The organism is Nitrospirota bacterium (genome assembly GCA_020846775.1).
Lineage (GTDB): Bacteria > Nitrospirota > 9FT-COMBO-42-15 > HDB-SIOI813 > HDB-SIOI813 > RBG-16-43-11.
In genome coordinates, this window is sequence record JADLDG010000135.1 from 1 (window position 1) to 2,490 (window position 2,490).

Below are 2,490 nucleotides of genomic sequence, written 5' to 3' on the forward strand. Positions count from 1 at the left end.
CCTCAAAGGTAAAGTAAATTCCATACCCCAGGGCAATGAAAATTCCATAGTGAAAGTCAGTATATATCAGGTAGTGATTTGATACAGATCCTGTAGGATTCCTCCTTGAATGAGACAAGGAGGGGACAGGATGATAGGAGTGGCGATGTATACGACCATAAAGACGTTATGGACACTTGGTAAGAATAAGAGTGAGATAGCGAAACTGACTGGACATGACTGGAAAACAGTACAGAGTGTTATAAAGAACATTGAAGCCGGCAAGACCGAACCTGAGATAAAGAAGCGGGATAGCATTGTGGATAACTTCAAGGAGAAGATTATAGAGATGCTTGAGGCAGAACTCAGCGGGGTGAGGATCCATGAAGAATTAGTTCGGGAAGGATTTGCGGGTTCCTACTCAACGATAAAGAAATTCATAAAGAATATCCGGCGGAAAGAGAATATCTTTGTGAGGGTTCATACGCTTGCCGGCCATGAGGTTCAGGTAGACTTTGGATATGTTGGCAGGATTCGTGACAGTGAAGGCAAGAGCAGAAAGACCTGGGTATTTAACATGCGCTTAAGCCACAGCCGTTATGACTACTACGAGCGTGTATATGACCAGAGGGTTGAGACATTCATTACCTGCCACATTAATGCCTTTGAGTATTTTGGAGGGGTGCCTGAGGTAGTAAAGATAGATAACCTCAAGGCAGCAATACTTGAGGCAAACTTCTATGAGCCTGTGTACCAGAGGATGTATAAGTATTTTGCAGATTATTATGGGTTTAAGCCGCTGCCATGCCGGATATATCATCCTAATGATAAAGGGAAAGTTGAATCCGGCATAAAGTACGTTAAGGGAAACTTCTTTAAGGGTAGGGATTTTAAGGACAGTGCTGATTGTGACAGGAGGCTTGAGGAATGGTTAGAGGCTGCCAACAGGCGCATTCACGGGACTACGAGGAAGGTGCCTCTGGATGTTTTTTCATCAGAAGAGAAGGCAAAACTTCTGCCGCTGCCAGAGAACAGGTATCAATTACCAAAGCCCGGCAGCCGTGTTGTATACCATGACTGTCATATATATGTAGATTACAATTACTATTCAGTGCCCTTTGAGTATGTGGGAAAAGAGGTGGACATAGAGGTGTCGGATAATCTTCTGCGTATCTTTTACGAGGAGCGGCAGATTGTCTTGCATACGGTGATAGAAGGTAAGGGTCAGTTTAGCACGGATCCTTCACATTACCCACGCCATAAGCAATATTCCGAGACAGAGCATCAGGAGAAGTATCAGGTAAAGATGTTGGAGATAGGGCCATTTGCTGAGCAAATGTTTTTTGTAATATTGAGAGAGAACACGAGGAACTGGGGGCCACCTGTCTCCGGGATACTATCTTTGACAAAGACCTACCCACGGGATGTTGTGGAGCTTTCCTGCAAGCGGGCCTTAGTGTATGGCGCATATCAGTATCAGACTGTAAAGAGGATATGTGAGAGTGGCTCATATAAGCTTCCCGTGGATTTCGGGACAAGGGAGGAGGCATAAGATGAATCTGCTTAAATCAAGATTAAGGGAGTTTAAACTCTCAGGAATATATAATTCTATAGAGGAACGTGTCTCATACGCAAAGACAAAGAATATATCATATGTGGAGTTATTGGAGCTGTTGTTGGAAGATGAGGCAAACAACCGGCGGGATAACGGTTTCAAGAAGAGATATCAGAAGTCAAAGATTCCTGTATACAAGACACTTGAGGATTTTGACTATAGTTTTCAACCCTCGATAGACAGGAAGGTTATTTCCGATCTTGCCACATGTCAGTTTCTCTCTGCAAAGAGTAATGCGGTGTTTATAGGAAATCCCGGGACAGGAAAGACTCATTTGTCAGTTGGTATAGGGATAAAGGCATTACTAAAGGGTCACAAGGTGCTGTTTACGTCTGTGGGAGAGATGCTTCAGTGCCTGCATATCTCAAAGGCTGACAACAGTTATTATCAGAAGCTTCGCTACTATATGGATGCTGATTTATTGATCCTGGATGAGTTGGGATTTAAGAAGCTGCCAAACTACAGTGCAGATGATTTCTTTGAGGTAATTTCCCGAAGGTATGAGAAGGGGTCTGTGATTATTACGACAAACAAGAGTTTTGAGCAGTGGGGTGAGATATTTTCTGATAGTGTGCTCTCCTCGGCAATAATAGACAGGGTTGTACATCACGGTACTGTTATAAAGATTAATGGTCCAAGCTACAGGAGGAAAGATATTAAGAAGAAGGGAGGTGAAGATAAAAGTTCACAAGAGGCGAAGGGAGAAGTTTAAAGGGGTATCCTCATGTATAGGATACCTCAGAAAGAACGGTTATAGGGCAAATATGAAAGCCGTTTTAATCTGTGAAAGCGCAGAAAAGATAGTTTAATAATAATGAGGTACTGATAAAGATTGCTGATTTTCAGCTATGGAATTTAAAGTGCCCGGGACTATGGAAAATTAATTGACTTTGAGG

The 2,490-nt window shown here is 42.8% G+C and carries 2 protein-coding genes; both read left to right on the plus strand.

Annotated elements, in window-relative coordinates:
* Positions 1–109 precede the first annotated feature (109 nt).
* A complete protein-coding gene (locus tag IT392_13660; GenBank protein ID MCC6545518.1) occupies positions 110–1,531 on the plus strand; it encodes an IS21 family transposase in 1,422 nt (473 codons plus the stop codon).
* A gap of 1 nt (position 1,532) precedes the next feature.
* Positions 1,533–2,306, plus strand: coding sequence for an ATP-binding protein (locus IT392_13665; GenBank protein ID MCC6545519.1), 774 nt, complete (start codon positions 1,533–1,535; stop codon positions 2,304–2,306).
* Positions 2,307–2,490: the final 184 nt, after the last annotated feature.